Origin of the sequence: Rhodococcus koreensis, from assembly GCF_900105905.1 — a bacterium.
Classification (GTDB): Bacteria; Actinomycetota; Actinomycetes; order Mycobacteriales; family Mycobacteriaceae; genus Rhodococcus_F; species Rhodococcus_F koreensis.
In genome coordinates, this window is sequence record NZ_FNSV01000005.1 from 3409685 (window position 1) to 3429026 (window position 19342).

At 68.2% G+C, this 19342-nt stretch carries 16 protein-coding genes and 2 pseudogenes; 4 read left to right on the top strand and 14 right to left on the bottom strand.

Annotated features, from left to right (window positions below; genetic code table 11):
• Positions 1-71 precede the first annotated feature (71 nt).
• The 7 genes from BLV94_RS20030 to BLV94_RS20060 are packed head-to-tail and all read right to left on the bottom strand — an operon-like array spanning position 72 to position 7564.
• Positions 72-1061, bottom strand: a complete 990-nt coding sequence (locus tag BLV94_RS20030; protein ID WP_072944860.1) for an LLM class F420-dependent oxidoreductase — start codon at positions 1059-1061, stop codon at positions 72-74.
• A 13-nt stretch (positions 1062-1074) separates the two neighbouring features.
• Positions 1075-2301 carry an MFS transporter gene (locus BLV94_RS20035; protein ID WP_072944862.1) on the bottom strand — a complete coding sequence of 409 codons (1227 nt, stop codon included), beginning with the start codon at positions 2299-2301 and terminating at the stop codon, positions 1075-1077.
• Positions 2298-3641, bottom strand: a complete 1344-nt coding sequence (locus BLV94_RS20040; RefSeq protein WP_072944864.1) for an LLM class flavin-dependent oxidoreductase — start codon at positions 3639-3641, stop codon at positions 2298-2300. The genes BLV94_RS20035 and BLV94_RS20040 overlap by 4 nt, the downstream gene beginning before the upstream one ends.
• 24 nt (positions 3642-3665) lie before the next feature.
• Complete coding sequence (locus BLV94_RS20045; RefSeq protein ID WP_072944866.1) at positions 3666-4541, bottom strand: ABC transporter permease; 876 nt, start codon at positions 4539-4541, stop codon at positions 3666-3668.
• Complete coding sequence (locus tag BLV94_RS20050; protein WP_072944868.1) at positions 4534-5370, bottom strand: ABC transporter ATP-binding protein; 837 nt, start codon at positions 5368-5370, stop codon at positions 4534-4536. The genes BLV94_RS20045 and BLV94_RS20050 overlap by 8 nt, the downstream gene beginning before the upstream one ends.
• A complete protein-coding gene (locus tag BLV94_RS20055) occupies positions 5367-6455 on the bottom strand; it encodes an ABC transporter substrate-binding protein (RefSeq protein ID WP_083395922.1) in 1089 nt (362 codons plus the stop codon). Before BLV94_RS20055 ends, BLV94_RS20050 begins: the two co-directional genes overlap by 4 nt.
• A gap of 38 nt (positions 6456-6493) precedes the next feature.
• Positions 6494-7564, bottom strand: coding sequence for an ABC transporter substrate-binding protein (locus tag BLV94_RS20060; protein ID WP_072944870.1), 1071 nt, complete (start codon positions 7562-7564; stop codon positions 6494-6496).
• A 278-nt stretch (positions 7565-7842) separates the two neighbouring features.
• Here BLV94_RS20060 and BLV94_RS20065 point away from each other — a divergent pair, with 278 nt between their 5' ends.
• Entirely contained in the window at positions 7843-8763 is a 921-nt protein-coding gene (locus BLV94_RS20065) for a sigma-70 family RNA polymerase sigma factor (protein WP_072944872.1), read from the top strand.
• Here BLV94_RS20065 and BLV94_RS20070 read toward each other — a convergent pair.
• Complete coding sequence (locus BLV94_RS20070) at positions 8738-9337, bottom strand: carboxymuconolactone decarboxylase family protein (protein ID WP_072944874.1); 600 nt, start codon at positions 9335-9337, stop codon at positions 8738-8740. The two genes, BLV94_RS20065 and BLV94_RS20070, sit on opposite strands and share 26 nt — an antisense overlap.
• A gap of 120 nt (positions 9338-9457) precedes the next feature.
• Here BLV94_RS20070 and BLV94_RS20075 point away from each other — a divergent pair, with 120 nt between their 5' ends.
• The gene (locus BLV94_RS20075) at positions 9458-10645 is read left to right on the top strand and encodes a pyridoxal phosphate-dependent aminotransferase (RefSeq protein WP_072944876.1); all 1188 of its coding nucleotides are present in this window, start codon (positions 9458-9460) and stop codon (positions 10643-10645) included.
• The gene (locus BLV94_RS20080) at positions 10642-11673 is read left to right on the top strand and encodes an AraC family transcriptional regulator (protein WP_072944878.1); all 1032 of its coding nucleotides are present in this window, start codon (positions 10642-10644) and stop codon (positions 11671-11673) included. Before BLV94_RS20075 ends, BLV94_RS20080 begins: the two co-directional genes overlap by 4 nt.
• Before the next feature lie 12 nt (positions 11674-11685).
• Here BLV94_RS20080 and BLV94_RS20085 read toward each other — a convergent pair whose 3' ends face one another.
• From BLV94_RS20085 to BLV94_RS20115, 6 genes and pseudogenes are all read right to left on the bottom strand, one after another.
• Positions 11686-12111: a VOC family protein gene (locus tag BLV94_RS20085; protein WP_072944880.1), complete on the bottom strand. Its 426-nt coding sequence runs from the start codon at positions 12109-12111 to the stop codon at positions 11686-11688.
• A gap of 47 nt (positions 12112-12158) precedes the next feature.
• Positions 12159-12356, bottom strand: a pseudogene (locus tag BLV94_RS20090) (zinc-binding dehydrogenase); the annotation flags it as partial.
• 3 nt (positions 12357-12359) lie between these two features.
• A complete protein-coding gene (locus BLV94_RS20095; RefSeq protein ID WP_074933966.1) occupies positions 12360-14165 on the bottom strand; it encodes a zinc ribbon domain-containing protein in 1806 nt (601 codons plus the stop codon).
• Positions 14166-14822: 657 nt separating this feature from the next.
• On the bottom strand, positions 14823-16424 hold the full coding sequence (locus BLV94_RS20105; protein ID WP_072943151.1) for an IS1182 family transposase: 1602 nt from the start codon (positions 16422-16424) through the stop codon (positions 14823-14825).
• Between the two features lie 143 nt (positions 16425-16567).
• A pseudogene (locus tag BLV94_RS20110) lies at positions 16568-17389 on the bottom strand (zinc-binding dehydrogenase); the annotation flags it as partial.
• 88 nt (positions 17390-17477) lie between these two features.
• Complete coding sequence (locus BLV94_RS20115; protein ID WP_072943148.1) at positions 17478-18125, bottom strand: LysE family translocator; 648 nt, start codon at positions 18123-18125, stop codon at positions 17478-17480.
• Positions 18126-18270: 145 nt separating this feature from the next.
• On the opposite strand from BLV94_RS20115, the gene thpD reads away from it, so the two are divergent.
• Positions 18271-19182: an ectoine hydroxylase gene (thpD, locus tag BLV94_RS20120; RefSeq protein ID WP_072943146.1), complete on the top strand. Its 912-nt coding sequence runs from the start codon at positions 18271-18273 to the stop codon at positions 19180-19182.
• Positions 19183-19342: the final 160 nt, after the last annotated feature.

The following is a 19342-nucleotide window of genomic DNA, read 5'->3' on the forward strand; positions in this document are numbered from 1 at the left end:
GCGGCGGTCTGCTGATCAACACGTCCGGCCGACGGGCCGGCCATCAGCACGTCCGGCCGACGGGCCGGCCCTCAGCGCAGCGCCGGCAGGACCTCCTTCTCGAACAGTTCGATGCCCGAGGTGTCGTAGGCGGCTTCGGGGAAGTAGAAGATGCCGTAGGACATGCCGAGTTCCTTCAGCGCCGACAGTTTCTCGACGATCTGTTCCGGCGTTCCCACGCCGGGCATGCCGCGGAATGCTCCGAGCGCACCCTCGGCGGCGTCGGCGCCGACGTGGGGGGTGAGCCGGTCCTTCAGGGTGAGCAACCGCTGCTCGACCTCCGCCTCGGTGGTGCCGATCGCGACGTTGTAGTTGGCCGAGCGGGTGATGGCGTCGAAGTCGGTGCCGACGGTGTCGCAGTGCTTGCGCAGGATCTCGGACTTCTGCGCGAATCCGTCGGGTGTGCCGTCGAAGTTGGTGTATTGCGCGTACTTTGCCGCGATCTTCAACGTCACCTTCTCGCCGCCGCCCGCGATCCACAGCGGAATACCGCCGTCCTGCAGCGGAAGTGGGCGGACGATGGCGCCGTCGACCTGGTAGTGCTTGCCTTCGAGGGTCGCGGTGCCGCTGGTCCAGGCCTGGCGCATGATCTGCACGCCCTCGTCGAGGCGGCCGAGACGCGTACCAGCGGAGGGGAATCCGTACCCGTATGCCTGCCATTCGTGCTCGTACCAGCCGCCGCCGATGCCCATCTCGATGCGTCCGCCGGAGATGAGGTCGGTGGTGGCGGCGACCTTGGCGAGGTAGGCGGGGTTGCGGTAGCTCATCGCCGTACACATCTGGCCGAGACGCACCCGCGACGTGACGGCCGCGAACGCGGACATGAGGGTCCACGCCTCGTGCGTGGCCTCCTCGGTCGGTGCCGGGACGGTGTGGAAGTGGTCGTAGACCCACAGTGAATCCCAGGAGGAACCCTGGTCGGCGCGCAACGCGAAGTCGCGCATCACCGACCATTGATCCGCGGGATCGATTCCGACGAGATCCAGACGCCAACCTTGAGGAACGAACAATCCGAAGCGCATGAAACGAATGTACCTATGCTTCCTGTTTTTCGAGCGGTGAGGAATCCGGCTCCGCCGCGGGCGGCGGTGGCCAGGGGGAATAGATCGGGATGAACCGGAACAGGAGTCCGGCGCCGACCAGCGCCGCTCCCCCGATCGCGGCGACGGCGGCGCCGAGCGGGACCACCGCGGCGAGCGCGCCGACCCCGAACGGTCCTGCGAACATCCCGGTGTCGTGGGTGAGCCGCCACGCTGCGAGGAATTCGGCGCGGGTGGCCGGTGGCGCGATGTCGGCGCCGAGCGTCATGATGACGCCGTTGCCGAGGCCGTTGCCGATTCCCATCACGACGGCGACGGTCCCGATCGACCACAGGTCGTGCGAGAACGGCAACGCCAGGTAGGACGCGCCGATCACCAGCAGCGACGGCACCGCGATGAACCTCCGGCCGTAGCGGTCCATGAAATGTCCGGCCGGATACGAGCACAGCAGGTCCACGGCGGCACCGACACCGAAGACGAGGCTGACCTGGGCGGCGTCGAGTCCGAGGTGGGCGGCCCACAGCGGGAGCACCGCCTCCCGGGAGGCGCGGGCCGCGCCCATCATGAGCGACCCGGCTCCGAGTGTGGCCAGCAGTTTCCGGTGGCGACGCAGGATCGACGGCAGCGTCGCGTGCCCGCCCACGGCGGCTGCACTGCGGCGCGGCGGGTCGGGGACCCGCGACATCAGCCACCCGGACAGCACGACGCCGACGAACTGCACCATGAACCCGCCCCGCGCGCCGACCACCAGGATCACGGCGGCACCAAGCAGCGGGCCCACGAAGAAGCCGAGCCGCCACATCGCCGCGAACGACGACATCGCCCGGGCCCGCAACCCGATCGGCACGGCATCGGCCAGATAGCTCTGGCGGGCCAGCCCCCACACGGCGTTCGCGAGCCCGGTCAGCAGTGCGCCCACACCGAGCATCCAGGGTGACTGCGCGAGGAGACAGACCAGCACTCCGGTGGCGCCGACGGCACTGCCGCCGATGATGGACCGCCGCTCCCCGAACCTCGCCACGATCCGGCCCGCGGGCAGGTCGCCGAGGACGGCGCCGAGCCCGACGACCGCGACGATCAGCCCGGACACGGCAACCGACGCACCCAGTTCGCGGGCCGTCAGCGCCATGACCGGGGCGGCGGCCCCCTGGCCGATGCCGAAGATCGCTGCTGGGACGAAGACGGTGGTGACGAGAGGCTTCAGACCGGTCTCGCCGCTCATGCGCTCGCTTCGTCGACCGCACCCGCGAACCGGTTGTCGACGTCCGCGAGACCGTAGTGACCACGCAGGGTGGTCGCCGTGTACTCCGTGCGGAACAGTCCCCGCTGCTGCAGGATCGGGACGACCCGGTCGACGAAGTCGTCGAGTCCGCCGGGCAGGTACGGCGGCATGATGTTGAAACCGTCGGCCGCGCCCTGCTCGAACCACGTCTGCAGTTCGTCCGCCACCTGTTCCGGAGTGCCGGCGAACGTGCGGTGCCCGCGTCCGCCGCCGAGCAGCCCGATCAGCTGCCGGACGGTGAGCGATCCGTCCGCCGCGAGATCCTTCACCAGCTGGTACCGGCTCTTGTTGCCCTGGATCTCGTCGAGCGGGGGAAGCGGCGGCAGCGGCGCGTCGAGGGAATGCTTCGTGAGATCGACACCGAGCATCGTCGACAGCTGCCGCAGCGAGTACTCGGGCGAGATCAGATCGGTGAACGACTGCTCGAGCGCCTTCGCCTCCTCCTCGGTGTCGGCGATGAACGGCACGATGCCGGGCAGCACTTTCAGGTCGCCGGCAGTGCGGCCGTGCTTCACGACCCGCGCCTTGAGATCGCGGTAGAACTCCTGCCCCTGCTCGAGGGTGCGCTGCGCGGTGAACACCGCCTCGGCGTACCGCGCCGCGAACTCCTTGCCGCTCTCCGACGATCCGGCCTGCACCAGCAGCGGCCGCCCCTGAGCGGATCTCGGCGAGTTGAGCGGGCCCTTGATCCGGAACCGCGGTCCGTCGTGGTCGATGGTGTGGACCTTGTCGGGGTCGGCGAACACGCCCGTCTCCGGGTTCAGCACCACCGCGCCGTCCTCCCAGCTGTCCCACAGGGCCAGCGTGACGTCGACGAATTCCTCTGCGCGCTCGTACCGTCCGCTGTGCGCGGGGATGCCGTCGACGCCGAAGTTGGCCGCCTCGTCCGCGCCTGCCGAGGTCACGATGTTCCACCCGGCCCGGCCGCTGCTGATGTGGTCGAGCGACGTGAACCTGCGGGCCAGAGTGTACGGGTCGGAGTAGCTCGTGGACGCCGTGGCGATCAGCCCGACGTGTTCGGTGGCGACGGCGATCGCCGAGAGCAGCGTGACGGGTTCGAAGATCGCCTGCGTGTTGTGCTTGATCCGCGGTCCGACGGCGAGACCGTCGGCGAAGAACACCGAATCGAGCTTGCCGCGCTCCGCGATCCGGCCGAGTTCCTGGAAGTGCGCGACGTCCAGAACGCGGTGCGCCTCGGTGCGGGGGTGGCGCCACGCCGCCTCGTGATGTCCCACGCCCATGAGAAACGCGTTGAGGTGGAACTGTGAATCCTGTGACATGTAGGTTTTCTTTTCCGGTAAGGACTAGACCCGCCAGCGGGACAGCCTGCGTTCGATCAGTACGAGAACGGCGTTGATCGTCAGGCCGAGAACCGAGATGGCGACGATGCCCGCGTACATGTTGGGGATCTGGAAGTTGAACTGGGAGGCCGTGATCAGGTAGCCGAGCCCGGCCTTGGCCCCGACCATCTCGGCGGCGATCAGCACGAGGATCGACGACGCGGCGGCCATGCGGATTCCGGTGAAGATGGTGGGAACAGCGGCGGGCAGCACCACCTTCTGGAACAGGCGCACCGGCGACAGTCCCAGCGAGGACGCCGACTTGATCAGCAGCGGGTCGACGGTGCGGACACCGGAGATCGTGTTCAGCAGGATCGGGAAGGTGCACGCGTAGATCACCAGGGCGATCTTGGACTCCTCACCGATGCCGAGGATCAGGATGAACACGGGGAGCAGTGCCAGCGCCGCCGTGTTGCGGAACAGCTCCAGGATCGGGTTCAGGAAGTCCGACACGGGCCGGTACCAGGCGATGGCGATGCCCAGCGGGATCGCGATCACGACGGCCACGAAGAAACCGATCAACGCGCGAGAGAGGCTGGCGGACACGTGCTGCCACAGCTCACCGCTCTGGAGCAGGTCGAAGAACGCCTCGATCACCGTGCTGAACGGGGGCAGGAACACTTCGTCGACGAGACCGACGCGGGGTGCGATCTCCCACAGCGCCAAGAACGCGACGATCGCGACGGACGGCTTCAGGATCCGCCACGCGAGCGGACGCAGCGCCGCGCCGGCACGCTGGACGGCACCCGGCTCGGGCGGGGTGGAAGCGGGCGTCGGAGCCGCGGTCCGGGTCGGATCGGCGGCGACGGGAACTTCCGGTGTCGCGAGTGCGCTAGACATGTGCTTCCTCCTTCTCGATTACCTGTGCACGCTCCACTTCGCCGTGCAGCAGCGTCCAGATGCGGTGTCGGTAGTGCCGGAACTGCTCGTTGGACCGGACGTCCTCGCCGCTGCGGTCGATGTCGATGTCCACGAACGTCTTCACCCGGCCGGGGCGTGACGTCAGGACGGCGACCCGCTGCCCGAGGTAGATGGCCTCGTCGATGCCGTGGGTGATGAACAGAATGGTCTTGCCGGTGGCCTTCCAGATGCGCAGCAGTTCGTCCTGCAGCGACTCGCGGGTCTGCGCGTCGAGCGCGGCGAACGGCTCGTCCATCAGCAGCACCTCGGGGTCGAACGCCAGGCTCCGGGCGATCGCGACGCGCTGCTTCATACCACCCGACAGTTCGTGCGGGTAGCGGTCGCCGAATCCCTTCAGGCCGACGAGTTCGAGGTAGTGCTCGGCGAGTTCGCGCCGTTCCTTCCTGGGCAGTCCCTTGGCCTCGAGCCCGAACTCGATGTTGTGCCGTGCCGTCCGCCACGGCAGGAGCGCGTACTGCTGGAAGACGATGCCGCGGTCGAGACCCGGCCCGGTCACCGGCTGCCCGTCGAGCAGGATCCGGCCGGACGTGGGGGTGCTGAGCCCGCCGAGCAGGTCGAGCAGCGTGGACTTCCCGCAACCGCTCGGCCCCACGAGGACGAGGAATTCGCCGTCCGCGAGATCGATGTCGATGTCTTCGATCGCGGTGAACTTGTCCTTCGACCCGCGCACGTCGAACTGCTTGGTGACGTGCTCGAGGCGGAGCTTGGGCGTCTGAACCCGGTCGGGATTCGAGGCGGTGGTGCTCATTTCTGTCCTTCCAGTACTTCTCCGTCGGGCCCGCTCTCGGCGGGGAACGTGCCGTTGGCGTACGGGTTGAATTCGTTGGTGTACAGGTCGGTCGCGGTCAGCTTGCCCTCGTCGAGCTCACCGTTCCGGACGAGCCAGTCGATCCAGGTCTGCAGCTCCTTCTCCTGGATCACGGCCCCGGCGATGGGAATTCCGGAGCTGCGCCAGTAGTCGATGGCCTCGTCGCTCTCGTTGCGGCCACGCCTGTCGATGATGTTCTTCAGCCGTGCGACCACCTCCTCGCGCGGGGTCACCTGGGTCCAGCGGATGGCCCGGGCCGTGCCCTGCACGAAGTCCGCGACGGCGTCCTCGTTCTTGGCCAGGAAGTCGTCCCGCACCACGTATGTGCCGTAGCTGAACGCGCCGAAGAGATCCCGGTCCGTGAACAGCGGCCGGATTCCGCCACGCTCCTGGGCTGTTTCACGGTAGATGCCGTTGATGGCGGCCACGTCGATCTGGCCTTCGCGTAGCGCCTGTTCGTTGTTCACCGGCGGAACGACGATCAGTTCCACCTGATTGATCTCGTCCGGGGACAGGCCCTGCTGGGCCAGCCACTCCCGGACGAGGAACTCGTGGTGCGCGCCGAGCGTGTTCATCCCGACCTTCTTGCCGATCAGGTCACGCGCCGAGCGAATGGGGCTGCCGTCCAGCACGAAGTATCCGGTGAACTCGCCGGCATCCGCGCCGTAGGAACTCAGCACCGACGTGATCGGCGCCCCCGCGGCGTTGAGTTTGACGACGGCTCCGTTGAAGGCCGAACCGAATTCGACGTCACCGGTGGCCGCCGACTGGATGTCCTGCGGGCCGCTGGTCGTGTCGCCGACCCATTCGAGTGTGACCTTGTCGTAGTACCCCAGGTCCTCGGCGAGTTCGTGGAAACCCACGTCTCCGGCCCACCCCTGGTATCGCAGGACCGTCTTCCCGTCCTCGGTGGTGGCGGTGTCCGACGAGCCGGCACATCCCGCCACTCCCGAGGCCAACGTGAACAGTGCTGCGGTCGCCGCGAGTGCGCGCACGGCGCCTCGCCGGAACCGGGAGTGGGACATCGACTTCACTTTCTTCTCGTGAGGACCTGGGGTGGAATTCACTTGGCGGCCAGCGCTTGTCCGTCGGGGCCGCTGTCGGCGGGGTAGGTGCCGTTGGCATACGGGTTGTACTCGTTGGTGTAGACGTCGGCGGGCGTGAGCTTGCCGTCCTCGAGTTCCCCATTACGCACGAGCCAGTCGATCCAGGTCTGAATTTCCTGGTCGGTGAGCACGCCACCGGGGCCTGCGACACCCGGCGACTTCCAGTAGCCGACGAGATCGGTGGTCTCGTTGCGACCGCGCCCGGTGATGATCTCCTTGTACTTCGCGATCACCTCGTCGCGGGGCGTCACCTGCGTCCAGCGGATGGCGCGGGCCGTGCCCTGCACGAAGTCGGCGACGGCGTCCTTGTTCTTCGCGATGAAGTCGTCGCGGAAGATCAGCGAACCGTAGGTGAAGGAACCGAAGATGGACTCGTCGGTGAACAGCGGACGGATGCCACCGCGCTCGACTGCCTTGTCGCGGAACACGCTTCCGAGCGTGCCGACGTCGATCTGCCCCTGCCGCAGCGCCTGCTCGGTGTTCACCGGCGGCACGACGGTCAGCTCGACCTGCTTGATCTCGTCCGGGGTCAGCCCCTCCCGAGCCAGCCACTCCCGGACCAGGAACTCGTGGTGCGCGCCGAGCGTGTTCATGCCGACCTTCTTGCCGATCAGGTCACGTGCCGACGTGATCGGGCTTCCGTCGAGTACGTAGTACCCGTTGAACGTCTCCTTGTCGGAGCCGTAGTAGCCGATGACGGACGTGATGGGAGAATCGGCCGCGGCGAGCTTCAGGACCGCTCCGTTGAACGCCCCACCGAAGTCGGTCTGGCCCGTGGCGGCGTTCTGAATGCTCTGCGGCCCACTGGTGGTGTCGCCGATCCAGTTCAGTTCGACCTTCTGGTAGTAGCCCAGGTCGGCCGCGAGTTCCGGGAACGAGACCTGGCCCGTGGTGCCCTCGTAGCGCAGCACGGTCTTGCCGTCGGCGGTCGTGGTGGTTTCGGATTTGGAGCAGGCAACAGCGAGACTGGTGAGGGAGAGCAGGGCGGCAGCGGCCGCCAGAGTCCGCGCGAAACGGGGACGAATCATCGAAGGTCTTCCTAGTGTGTGATGCCCGCAAACGACGAAGCAGCGGGCCGTGCGAACGCACTCCGGCCGGCCCGGCGGTCGCCGGAGGGGGGTTGGCAGGACGTGCAGAAGAAAAGGGGTGCGGAAAAGCCAGGTCAGCTACGACAGCCGAAACACTGGAACATGGCAGACTCCCTGGACGTGGTGTGGTCGCCACACCATACGTCCGGACCCACCACCAGGGTCAACGGTTACGCACACGACGGATTTTATGTCTGGACCGCACGTAGGATATCGGCATGCCCACTGCGACGCTGGTAGACGAATTCGAGTCCCACCGGCGGCATCTGCTCTCGGTAGCGTACCGGCTGACCGGAAGTGTCAGCGACGCCGAGGACGCGGTGCAGGAGTCGTGGCTGCGACTCGACGACGCGAACGCCGCGACCATCCGCGACCTCGGGGCCTGGCTGACCACGGTAGTCGGGCGGATCTGCCTCGACCGGTTGCGTTCGGCCGCGGTGCGGCGGGAACAGTATGTCGGCCAATGGCTTCCGGAACCGGTCGTCACCGGGCTGTCACCGTCCGCCGAGCCGGACCCCTTGGAGGCGGTCGTCCGGGACGAAGACAACCGTCTCGCGGCGCTGATCGTGCTCGACACCCTGACCCCGGCGCAACGGGTCGCGCTCGTGCTGCACGACGGTTTCGGGGTGCCGTTCGACGAGGTGGCGGCGATTCTCGGTATCGAGACACCCGCGGCGCGCCAGCTCGCGTCGAGAGCCCGCAAGGCGGCTGCCACAACGACACCCGCGGTTCCCGACGAGGAGCATGCTCTCGCCGTGCAGCGACTGCTCGAGGCACTCGCCGGCGGCGACCTCGACGCGGTGGTCGCGGCCCTGCACCCGGACGCCCTCGTCATCGGCGACGCCAACGGCACCACGAGCACCGCCGTCAACGTCATCCGCGGCGCCGACAAGTTCGCCCGCTTCTTCCTCGGCCTCGTCCAGCGGTACGGGCCGGAGGTGTTCACCGCCATGCAGCCGGTTCTGGTCAACGGCCAGCTCGGCTACTTCACCGCCGGATTCACCGGAGACGATGCCCACCGCAGCTCGCCTGCGCGAGTGGGTGGGTTCACCGTCCGCGACGGTCTCGTCTACGCGGCGTACGACATCGCCAACCCGGAGAAGTTCGCCGGGATCATGCTCCCGGACCGTCCGTCGTGACGGCGGCGTCGTCGGCCCACGGCACCCGGCACGAATCGGTGCCGAACCCCTGTTCGGTGATACCCAGCGCCGAGTACATCCGGGCGCGCATGTTCTCGATACCGATCTGATAGGACAGTTCGACGACGCCTGCCCGGCCGAACCGGCGCTCGAGGTCCGCGACCTGCTCGTCGGTGACGGTGGTGGGCGTCGCCGTCATCGCGTCGGCGTACGCGATGGCCGCGCGCTCGTCCTCGCTGTACGCGGGCGAGTCGGCGTAGTCGGCGATGTGCTTCAGCCGCTCCACGTCCAGGCCGTCGAGGCGTTGCAGCATCGTGCCGAAGTCCACGCACCACGAGCAGCCGATCGTCCAGGCCACGCGGAAGACGGCGATCTCCCGCACGTTCGCCGGGAGGACGGTCGACGCCTTCTGCACCGCCATCTCGTGCCGGGCCGAGGCGACGAACAGTTTGCGGTGATGGGCGAGCACGGCAAACGGCTCGGGCACCTCGTCGAACTTGTGGGCAGCATATTTGTAGGCGACCTTCACCAGCGGGCTCGCGTCCGCGGGGGCCACTGCGGGAATGCGGGGCATTGCGTCCTCCATCGTCACCGGGCGCCCTTCGCGCGCCGTCTACAGAGAAGACGAGACAGCCCCGCAGAACGTGACGCGGCCCTGTGCAACCGGCGCCGTCACACCGACTACGCTGCAGTAATGCCCGCAACGCCGCGCAACCGCACCGTCCAGCGCTTGCAGCCGTTCGCGTCCACCATCTTTGCCGAGATGACCGCGCTCGCCGTGCGTCACGACGCGATCAACCTCGGTCAGGGTTTCCCCGACACCGACGGTCCCGCGTCCATGCTCGACACCGCGCGGCAAGCGATCGCGGACGGGCTCAACCAGTACCCACCCGGCCCCGGCATGCCCGTGCTCCGGCAGGCGGTCGCCGCCGACCGTCTGGCCCGGTACGGGCTCGACCACGACCCCGACTCGGAGGTGCTGATCACCGTCGGCGCCACCGAGGCCATCAGCGCCGCCATCCTGGGTCTGGTCGAACCGGGTGAGGAGGTGGTGCTGATCGAGCCGTACTACGACTCCTACGCCGCCTCGGTCGCCCTGGCGGGTGCGGTGCGGCGCAGCGTGCCGCTCGCCCGCTCCGGCCAGGACTTCGTCGTCGACCTCGACGCGCTGCGGGCCGCGATCACACCGAAGACCCGGATGCTGGTGATCAACACCCCGCACAATCCGACGGGCACCGTGTTCACCCCGGACGAGGTCGCCGCGGTCGCGGAGCTGGCCTGCGAGCACGACCTGCTGGTGCTGAGCGACGAGGTGTACGAGCACCTGGTCTTCGACGGCCGCACGCACACCGCCCTGGCCACCCTCCCGGGAATGTACGAACGGACCGTCTCGGTGTCGAGCGCCGCCAAGACGTTCAACGTCACCGGGTGGAAGATCGGCTGGGCGTGCGGTCCGGCGGAACTGATCGACGCGGTCCGCACCGCGAAGCAGTACATGTCGTTCGTCGGCGGCGGACCGTTCCAGCCCGCGGTGGCGCACGCGCTGAGCCACGAGCAGCAGTGGGTGAAGGAACTGCGGGACAGTCTCCAGGCCAAGCGGGACGTGCTGTACGACGCGCTCGTCGCGTCCGGTCTCGAGGTCCATTCCGGCGGCGGCACGTACTACCTGTGCGCCGATATCACCGCGATCGGCGAACGCGACGGCATCGACTTCTGCCGCACACTGCCGGAGCGCATCGGCGTGGCCGCGGTGCCGGTCAGCGTGTTCACCGACCATCCGCAGCCGTGGAACCCGCTGGTGCGGTTCGCTTTCTGCAAACAGGATCACGTGCTCGAGGAGGCCGCGCGGCGGCTACGGACCCTCGGGGAGCCCGGATCGTGACTGCCCGCACCATCCCCGCCGACTTCGTGCGGCGGGCGCTCGACCTGTCGGCGCGCAGCGGCGTCGACCTCTCCCCCGCGCTGTCGGCGGCGGGACTCACGACGGCGTCGCTGGAGGACCCGCTGGCCCGGTTGACGCCGACCCAGGTCACCGCGTTCACCCAGGCCGTCTGGCAGATCACGGGCGACGAATTGTTCGGCCTCGGCCCGGCACCGGTTCCCCGCGGCACGTTCCGGCTCGTGTGCCTCGCCCTGATCCACACCGCGGATCTGTCCGCCGCGCTCGAACGGATGGCCGACATCCTGCGCGCCCTGCCGTCACTGCCCGCCCTGCACATCGGCCCCGGTGCCCACGGCGGAACCCGGATGACCATCGACATCCGCTCAGCCGCGGCTGAACGGTCCACCGAGGAAGTGCAGATATCCGTCGAGGTGACGCGAGTCGTCACGGACTTCCTGCTGATCCTGCTTCATCGTTTCGCAGCGTGGCTCGTGGGCAAGAGAGTCCGGTTGCTGGCGGTGGAACTTCCGTATCCGGCGCCGCTGCCGCAGCTCGCCGAGAACTACGATCACATCTTCGGTGTCCCCGTGACATTCGATTCCGATATTCCCGCAATCGAATTCGACAACTCCGTGATGCGGGCGCCCATCATCCAGACCGAGGAGACGCTCGCTGACTATCTCCGGGAGTCGCCGACGCTGCTGATGTCGGAGCGTGACTACGACAGCACGGCGTCCGCGCAGGTACGCCGGGTTCTCGAGCACGGTATGAAGGGCCGCACCTCGACGGCCGAGGACATCGCGGAGATGCTGTCGATCAGCGTCCCCCACCTGCGCCGGCTGCTCCGGCAGGAGGGGACGTCGCTGAACCAGCTGCGTGAGGAAGTGCTCCGCGACGCCGCCGTCGCCGGGCTCCGGCGCGGCGAGTCCGTGGACGACCTGTCGGCGCGGCTCGGCTTCTCCGAGCCCAGCGCGTTCCGTCGCGCCTTCAAGCGCTGGACCGGCAGCACCCCGAGTTCCTACCGCTGAGTGGCCGGCGCGTCAGCTGACGCAGAATTCGTTGCCCTCCGGGTCGGTCATCGTGACCCACTCGCTCGGCCCCTGGCGGCCCCGGTGGAGCACGGTGGCGCCGGCCTGCTCCAGCTTCTCGGCGACCTCGTAGCGGGCGTCCCCGACCCTGATGTCCAGGTGGAGCCGGTTCTTCACCGTCTTCCGTTCGGGAACCAGCTGGAACAGCACGCGGGGGCGCTCGGGGTGCTCCGGATCGCGGATGGCCTGGCCCTCACGCCAGACCAGGACACCCTCGAATTCGATGGTGTCGGACTCCTGCGCGTGGCCGGCCTGCACGAGCCCGCGGATGAACTCCTCATCGCTCGGCTCCACCTCCCAGCCGAGCGCCTGAGCCCACCATTTGGCCAGGGTATGCGGGTTCTCCGAGTCCACTGTGACTTGAAATTCATATCCCATGGCCCGACGGTACAGCGGGGCACCGACAGGTTCCGGTATGTCGGCCGTCAGGGCTGGACCAGGATCCGGATGGGATCTCCCTCGTGGTTCGCGAGCTTCTCGATGCCCTTCGCGACGTCCTCGAGCGGGACGATCTCGCTGATCGACCGCGACAGGTCGAGGCGGCCGCGCGACACCAGTTCGGCAAGGGTTTCGATGTCGACGTTCTTGTACCCCAGATGGCCGAGTACCTGCATCTGCGACAGCGTCTACGTAGATCTCATACTGTCTGCCACTTGCGTGGCGGGCGTTGGAGATGGACGTGTGTCACGGCTACCCGCATCACCGTGAGGTGGTGCGGGTTCGACCGTGTCCCACACCGACGCTCGTAGTGCAGGAACATATCTGTTCGGAGTCACCCCCGCCCGCGGTGTCACGGTGGGCAGGCTGCGGCGGACCCGGCGATGCCGCGACCGACGCGGGGTCGGACTGGTCTTGTCCCGGGACCGGCGCACCGGCGCGTGCTCGGCGACCCCGATCGCGGGCATCTGCCCCCGCCGCCGGGTCACCTTGTGTTTGCCGAGCAGGGCGCGTTTGGCCAGGTTCACCCCCGCGATATGGTCCCGGTTGCCGCCGACCCCGCAACCCGAACACCACGCAGTGTGATAGCCGCCGGGGCGTGCCAGTGGTGCGTCGCAGCCCGGACACAACGCGGACGATCCGCGTGCCGACACCGACACCACCGTGACACCGACACCGGCGGCGGTGTGGGCGAGGGCGGCGACCGCCTTTCGGCGGGCGGACTGCGCGGCCCGATTGTTGTTGACCCGGCCGTGCCCGCGGGCCTCGAGGGTGGTCAGGTCCTCGACCGCGATTACCTGCGCGCCCGCGGCGGTGGCGTAGTCGGTGACCTGGCGGGCGAAGTGGAAGGCCAGTTCTCGGTTAATCTTTCCCCGCTTGACGCCCACCGCCTCCCGGTGCTCGTCGAGGACGGCGATCTTCTCCTCCAGCCGGGTGCGGACCTCGGGTGGGGCGGTGGCGGCCAATCGCGTCAGCCGGGCGGCCTTGCGGTGCAGCATCTGGCCTTCGGTCTGTAGGCGGGCCAGTTTGATCCCGAGGCCGCGGTCGTCGTAGGTCCAGCCCTGGTAATCAGACACCAGCCCGTCCGGGGTTTCGGTGGTGATGGCGGCGGCGCCGAGAGTGGCCGGGGACCAGTCCACGCCCACCGCGCAAGTTCCCGAGGTCACATCAGCGGCGGGGACCGTCTCGGTGGCCGCGCACCGCAACAGCAGACCTCGGTGGTCGAGATGAAGGGTCGGGAGATGCCACTCGCTGATCGGCCGCCCGTGCAGGTGCGGTGGGATCGCGGCGGTCAACCGGACTCGTCGCCACTGCGCGCGTCCCGTCGGGGCGACGGTGGTGGGGAGTTTCACCGTCAACGTCATGACGGCGTCTGTGACGGTGAGGTGTGCGAGTTGTCGATCCGCTGCGGACAGCCGAGCCATCGCCGAGGTCTTCGGTGGTGCCTGCATGTCGGTGATCCGCAACCGGCCGGCGAGTGCCCCGCCCTCGCGGCGGGCGCGCGCGGTGAGCTGCCGCACCACGCCTCGGACGAATCCGGCCGGGAGGTACTCCGCCGCAGTGGTGGGTGCGGCGAGGCGGCTGGTGGCCGGGCCGAACCGGGCCGACAGCGACGCGATGGCGGTGTCTCGGTATGCCAGGGTCCGCAGCGTCGCCACCGCTTGTGCGGTCACCACCCGCGTGACACGCGACGGGACGTAGACCCCGTCCGGGTAATGCGGGGTCCAGCCCAGACGCGCAGCAGCGACATGACCCTGTATCGGGAGCTTGCGGCCCTGGCGGTCCACGCCGGCGGCCAGGACATCGAAGGTGGCCGGTTGCCACAGCCGCGACAGCATCTGCGCTTCGGCGCCCGAGATCAGGTCGAGCAACCACCCCACCCGGGTGTCGACATCGTCGAGCCCGATCGGCTCACCGATGCCGTCATCGACCGCCAGGTAGGGGCGGGTAGTGAACGAGAACTGCCGCAGCGCAGGCAATCCGGTATCGGCCATCAGCGAGCCCACCTCAACGCCATGACCGGCTTCCATCAGCTCCCCCACCCGAGACTGTGTCCCCATCCCCACCGACGGTCTCGACCCTAACGCCGACCACCGACACGTCACGCTCGATCCACGCCACCCCGAAACCCGCGCCAACCGATCCCGCCACCACTGGCACCACCGCGAACTGGCGGATGGCTGCGTCGTCACGCTGCGCCCGCTCGAGTCTCTCCCGTAGACCGGAACCACGATGCTGGTAGGCCCGGTACACGGTGCCGGTGGCACGCTCACGCAACGCCATTTCCTGATCGGCGAGCGGGGGTTCCTGGCCGGTCGAGCCGGACACCCGGCAGTACAACTGCTTCCGCCCTGTCGGCCCGAACACTCTCCAGTGCAGGTCGACCCAGATTGACGTCGCGATCCTCCCGATCGAAAACTCGCCGACCGGAACCTGTCGCCGAGACGGTAACCGGTCCTCCGACGCGGCCCTCTAGGAGGCCGCTGAACAAGACGGTTCTCGGGGGACCCGGCGACAGGCGGAATTCTCGAGGGCGTGCGCATGTGAACGCCGGATCGTGGTTGTGTAGGGCTCGCCGGACCGTGACAGGCGGGTAGCGGTGGTCGGTGGGGCCGGTGATGTCGTCGGTAGGCACCGGTGGGACCGCCGTTTCAGGTGGTCTGCGGTGTCAGGGCCCAGATTCCTGCGGTTCGGACGAGGCCGCGGCCGACGAGGGTGCGCAGGTTGAGCCCGGCGGTGCGGCGGGTGAGCCAGGCGTGGTTCTTCTCGGTGCCCCGGTAGCGGAGTTTGAGGCGGCGGCCGCCGCGGCTGGCGATGTGGGAGACCACGCGTTCCACGTTGGGTCGGTTCTGCCGGTACTTCTCCCGCAGTTCGGGTTTCGCGGCCCAGTCGGCGCGGGCCCGGCGGAGCAGAGCATCGCGTTCGTGCAGATCGAGGGTGCGACCGGATTTGGAGGTGGTGCAGCGCGCGGAGAGCGGGCAGTCGCGGCAGAGCGCGCCGAAGATCACGTGGCGGGCCTTGGTGATCGGGCGGGTGTTGCCGGCCGGGCAGGTCACCGTCCCCGCCGGCTCGTCGACGGTGAAGTCGTCGACAGTGAATCCGCCCTCCACCGCGGCGTGCAGCGGCTTGGGCTTGATCACCGCGTCGTGCCCGGCGTCGTGCATCGCACCGCGCAGATACCCTGTGCCGTAGGCGGAATCGCCGTACCACTCTCGTGCGCCGGCCCCATCCGCACCGGCCTCGGCGTCCGCGGCCAGGAATTTCTCGGCGACACCCGGATCGGAGTTCTCCGTCCCGGTGGCCTTGGTGAGTGCCTCGTCGGTGATGATCCCGGTCTCCGGTTCGGCCGCCACATGCGCCCGATACCCGTCTCGGCGGGCCTCGGGTGACTTGCGGGTGTGCCGCGCTTCGGGGTCCACCGTGGAGATCACCCGATCGGGGGCGACCCTGCGGGCGATGCGCCACCGCCCATCGGTGCCGTCGGACCCCTCGGCGGGCTCGACATCCTGCCCGGCAACCAACGCCAGCAGCGCCAACGCCGCCCGCGCCGGCTCGTCCCACTCGTCGTCATCGACGCCGGAGTATGCCTCGAGCAGCGCATTCGCGTCGTTGACCAGCGCCGAGACCAGGGTCTCCTTCGCACCGGGCTCGTCCCAGTCGATCACCGGTTTACCCGGAACGTCGTAGTCGTGTCCGGTGCACACCGCCGCGATCTGCTCGGCGGCGCCGGGCACCACCCGGCCGACCCGGCGGATCGCCGAGATCAGCTGGGTGATGGTGTCCTGGGTGGCGACCGCGTCCGCGAGGATCGTCGAATCCACCGCGCGTTTGCGGCGGCCCCGCAGGATGCCGGTCTCTTCGACGACCCGCCGCACCGCGTCGTTGATCCGGTGCGGCCGGGTGGACTTGGCCAGCCGCTTACGCCAGTACACCAGTGTGGAAGGGTCGAAACCTTTGTGGTCCAATGCCATCCCCGTCGCGACCTTCCACCGTAGGTCGCATCGGGCGGCTTCGGCGGTCTCCCGGTCGGACAGGTCGTGCAGGGTCTGCAGCACCAGGATCGAGGCCATCACCGACGCCGGGATCGAGGGGCGCCCCCGCCCCGAGGGGAACAGGTCCTCGAACTCCTCGTCGGAGAACACGTCATGGCGGTGGGCGGCGAGGAACGCGAACATGCCGCCCTCCGGTACCAGGTGACCGACCAGCGCCTGCGCGTCCAGAAGTTCCCGATCCTCCCGCTCCACACCCTGCATTAACCTATTTTCCCAGTTCAGGACGATAAACCCGGTAGGCGCGCCGATAATTCAGCAGCCTCCTAGACCCCCACCACGGACATGCTCAGGTTTCCGCCGCCTCGCCGATGCGCATGAACCGACAGCGATAGGAAGTATCTAGACACTAGGTCAACAGTTGAGAGCCCGACCGCGACGAGGCGGCCGCCGACCGTCAGGCAGTCGAGTGCCTGCTCGAACGTCACCTTCAGTCCGGCCGCGTCGAACGCCACGTCCAGCATCCGGCCGCCCGTGGCCTCCGCGACCTTCTCCTTCAGATCCTCGTCCCGGGAGTCGAACGCGTAGTCGGCCCCGAGTTCCAGAGCACGTTCCCGCACAGCGGGATTGATGTCGAACGCGATCACGGGGACGGCGCCGACCAGACGCGCCAGCTGCACGATGTGGGTGCCGACGCCGCCCACACCCCACACTCCGACGGTCTCCCCGACCACGACCTTGCCGGTGCGCACGACCGCGCCGAACGGCGTCGACACCGCATCGGCGAGGATGGCCGCCTGCTCGAACGGAACGTTGTCCGGGATGCGGGTCAGTCCCCCGGCATGCGCGACGGTGTACTCGGCCCACGCGCCGTCGTAGGCGAACGCCATGAGCTGGATGTTCAGGCAGTTCGTGAGGTCCCCGCGCCGGCAGTTGCGGCACGCGAAGCAGGGCCTGCCCGCGGACGGCACGACACGGTCGCCCTCGGCCCAGCCGGTCACTCCGGCACCGACTTTCGCGATGGTGCCCGACGCCTCGTGGCCCTGGGTCACCTCGGGCAGCAGCGCGGGGAACGTCCCGTCGATCAGGCTCAGGTCGGAATGGCAGATGCCGCAGAACTCCACCTTGACGAGCACTTCACCGGGGCCGGGCCCCGGGATCGGAATATCCTCCACAGCAATTGTTTTCGTATCGGCGTGGAATCGTTCCGCCCGCATGGTCCCGGCCATCGCTCGTCCCTTCGTCGTCGTTGCCTCGACGGTACCCGCGAAGAATGCCCGGGTGTGCATGATTCAGGCGACTCGGGCCGCGGCCGGCTCAGACGACCGCAGGCCGGGCCCGGTCCAGCGCGAGGTGGATGGCGAGACCGCCGAGGACGCTTCCCATCACGAACTTCTGCGCCCGCAGCCACACCGGGCGCCCGGACAGGAATGTCGCGACAGTTCCTGCGACGCAGACGATCAGCGCGTTCACGGTGAGCGCGACCACGATCTGCACACTGCCCAGCAGCAGACTCTGCAACCAGACCGGCCCGGCGCCGGGGTGCACGAACTGCGGGATCAGCGCCAGGTACATCACCGCGATCTTCGGATTGAGCAGATTCGTCGTGAGACCCATCAGGAACAGCCGGGCGGACGAATCCCGCGGCAGGACGCGTGACGGAGCGAACGGCGCACTACCGCCGGGCCGCAACGCCTGCCACGCCAGCCATCCCAGGTAGCACGCGCCCGCCAGCTTCAGTGCGGTGTACGCCTGCGGGACGGCGGAGAATACCGCCGAAATGCCCAGTGCCGCAGCGGCGAGATAGCACAGGAACCCGAGAGCGACACCGGCCAGCGAGACCAGGCCCGCCGCCCTGCCCTGAGTGACGCTGCGCGAGACCAGATACAGCATGTTGGGTCCCGGCGTGAGAACCATGCCGAGCGCGATCGCCGCCACCCCGAGTACCGCCACCGAATCGATCATGTTTGTGACGATCCCACCGCGGCGACGCGCCGTCGCGGTCCAGTCCAGCCTCGGTGGACCTGTGTCCGGGTTGCATTCGTCGACGACCAGTGAGAACGTCGGAAGAGTAAAGCGTTGTCCAATCCGAAAGGGTGAAACACGAGTTATGCGTACGGCCGTAGCCGACAACTACCCCACGAGGGACCGCAACGAGTGCACGATGACCGTCCGTCAGGACCCGGTCACCTGGTTCGATCCGAAACGGGGTGATACCCGGTCCGGTCCGCTCACAGCGAGTCAGATTGCCGACTACGACAAGCGCGGATATCACTCCGCCGACGCGATCATCCCACCGCGCGACGTGTTCGACCTGGTCGACGAGATGACCCGCCTCGCCGACACCGACACTCTCCGCGGCGACAACCGCATCGTGCGGGAGAACAGCGACGGCGCCGTCCGTTCCGTGTTCGACGTGCACCGTCTCAGCGACGTCGTCGACGAGATCATCCGGCGCCCCGAGGTGGTGGGTATCGCCCGCCAGATCCTCGGTTCGGACGTCTACGTCCACCAGTCGCGGCTCAATTTCAAACCGGGTTTCACCGGTGGCCCGTTCTACTGGCACTCCGACTTCGAGACCTGGCACGCCGAGGACGGGATGCCTGCTCCCCGCGCCGCGAGCATCTCGATCGCGCTGACCGAGAACTACGGACACAACGGCGGGCTGATGATCATGCCCGGATCGCACCGCGCGTTCGTCTCGTGCGCCGGCGAGACCCCCGAGGACTACTACAAGGAATCGCTGGTCAGCTGCGTTCCGCCCACCGGCTCGCCCGATCAGCCGACGCTCACCCGGATGGCGAACGAGTACGGCATCGACATGATGACCGGACCGGCGGGCTCCGCCACCGTGTTCGATTCCAACTGCATACACGGCTCGAACGGCAACATCACGCCGTTCGCGCGGTCCAACCTCTTCATCGTGTTCAACAGCGTCGAGAACACGCTGACGGACCCGTTCTCGGCGCCCGCCCCGCGCCCCGACTACCTCGGCAGCCGGGATTTCACCCCCTTGCGGTAACGAGCACCATGACGTACCGCGGCCCCGCTCCCTGACGTCGGAGCGGGGCCGCGGTCTGTCGATACCGCGAAACCCGTAGCCTTCGCGACGCCGTGCATGCGACGATGGCTTGGCAACGGTTCGACCGCCCGGCCCCGGGCGCCGGCCGAACCTTCATCTC